Below are 2,107 nucleotides of genomic sequence, written 5' to 3' on the forward strand. Positions count from 1 at the left end.
AACTGTTTTTCCTCACTATTAGTTACCGCAGGTAGATAGATGGTGAAGCAAGTACCGCGCCCGACTTCACTATCGACATGAACATCGCCATCGTGAGCTTTGATAATACTCAGAACTGTCGATAGCCCTAGACCCGTTCCCATTTCTTTGGTCGTAAAAAACGCATCAAAAATCAGATCGATCTCCTGAAGATCGATACCTATTCCAGTATCAGCGATCGCGATCGCGACATAAGATCCAGCGCGAACATCGACATGTAGTTTAGCATTAGTGTCGTCGATTACCAGATTTGTAGCAGTTGCCACGATCGATCCGCCATCCGGCAGGGCATCCCGCGCATTCAAGAACAAATTCATCAAGACTTGATGAATTTGGGTCGCATCGACACACACCATCTGAAGATCTTCAACGGGCAGATCCAAGCTAATTTCAATCGATTTGGGGAAAGTTTGGCGGGCAATATCGTTGGCGAAGCCTACCGTAGGTAATCGTTTCGACGAGGATGTGCTGTAGTTTTAATACTGTGCGTTCACCGTCTACTCCTCGCGCAAATGTGAGAATTTGCTTGACTAAACTACTCCCGCGCAGCGAACTCTCGACTAACATTGTCAGCAGTCTTTGACTGCGTTTCTCCATAGGAGAGGCTTCGCCAACGTCTAATGTGGGGAGGGTAACTTCTAAAAGCTGGGCGGCACCGACAATCGGTGTCGGCACATTATTTAGATCGTGAGCGATGCCGCTGGCGAGAGTGCCCAAACTTTCCAAGCGTTAGGCGCGGAGAAATTGCTGCTCTAATCGCTTTTTCTCGGTGATATCGGTGAGCGTGCCTAGATAGCCAGTAATATTTCCAGCTTCATCCTCGATCGCGATTATCGTTCCGATAGGCTCCGCCAACGCACTGCCATAGACCCAGTTTACTTGCCCCTGAGGGGTCATCATTCGATACTCTAGTCCAAATCGGTGTTTCGCGACGACAGTACTCTCCCACGCGGCAAATACGCGCGGGCGATCGGGATGGATGGAGTTTGCCCAACCCCGACCCAAAACTTCCGCTGGTGACGCGCCCATTAATTCCAGACCTTGCTGATTGATAAATAAACAGTCTCCAGCAATGTCGGTTTGAAAAATGCCGACAGGGGCACTGGCGACTAACGTGCGATAGCGGGATTCACTCGCTCGGAGGGAATTTTCGGTCTGTTTTTGCTGGTTAATATCGTGCCCCTCGGCAATCAGCATCACGACTTTTCCCGCTGGATCGCAGATCGGCGTGATGGAAAGATCGACCCAAACGTTGGTACTATCGGCGAGGATAGGATTGGCTTCAAACCGCACTAATTCACCTGTAGCTGCTCGGACGATCGCTTGTTGGATTTGTAGTTGCAGCGCGGCGGGAGAATAAGTCCACCAGGGAGTCGTCCAAAATGCTCGACCGATGACCGCATCTGATGTTGCCCCGACTGCCAATAAGGCAGTACGGTTAATTTCGAGCAAAATGCCCTCGACATCGAGCAAGCCAATTAACTCAAAAGTACCGTCAAAAATCGCTCGCAGTCTTTACTCGCTTTGCCGCAAAGCAGCTTCAGCTTGACGGAGGACAATATTGACGATTACCTACGGTAGGCTTCGCCAACGATTTACGTAATTCGACGGCGATGGCGGTGTCTACTGCTTGCCACGGGAGCGAATGCAACCGGACTTCTTCTTGCCACAATTGGAAAGATTTGCGCGGACTCCAGCGCATATTGCCATCGGCTGCGACTACTTCTTGGTAAGCGTGCTCTGGATCTCCACCCCAGTTCACCGTTTGAATTACTTCAGGACGGAAACACAACACATGACTGTCTGGCGACAAGGAAATTGCCAGCATCCCACTAGCAACATCTTTAAATCTTCCTTCACCAACAGAATCGGCAGCTAGGAGCGGGAGTGAGTCGGTGCTAAAAACATCATCTTCAACATTTTCGGTCAACCATTGCACCAAGCCATCGAGTGCCACCAGCGGGGGAGTTTGCCCGATTGTCGTCCAGCGACTGCCAACACAAATTGCGGCACCCACAGCATCGAAAAGATCCAAGAGATTGGGCGATTGTCCCATTAAAGCATCAAC

General features: G+C 50.4%; 3 protein-coding genes and 1 pseudogene. All 4 read right to left on the reverse strand.

Going from position 1 to position 2,107, the window contains the following annotated elements:
* Positions 1 to 422, reverse strand: a 422-nt coding sequence (locus RMO84_RS19425; protein ID WP_310490086.1) for an ATP-binding protein, incomplete at its 3' end; no start/stop codon positions are given.
* A gap of 7 nt (positions 423 to 429) precedes the next feature.
* Positions 430 to 756: a hypothetical protein gene (locus tag RMO84_RS19430; RefSeq protein ID WP_310490087.1), complete on the reverse strand. Its 327-nt coding sequence runs from the start codon at positions 754 to 756 to the stop codon at positions 430 to 432.
* Between the two features lie 12 nt (positions 757 to 768).
* Positions 769 to 1,551, reverse strand: coding sequence for a PAS domain-containing protein (locus RMO84_RS19435; RefSeq protein WP_310490088.1), 783 nt, complete (start codon positions 1,549 to 1,551; stop codon positions 769 to 771).
* Positions 1,552 to 1,579: 28 nt separating this feature from the next.
* A pseudogene (locus tag RMO84_RS19440) lies at positions 1,580 to 2,107 on the reverse strand (hypothetical protein); the annotation flags it as partial.

It is taken from the genome of Chamaesiphon sp. VAR_69_metabat_338 (genome assembly GCF_031423935.1).
GTDB lineage: Bacteria > Cyanobacteriota > Cyanobacteriia > Cyanobacteriales > Chamaesiphonaceae > Chamaesiphon.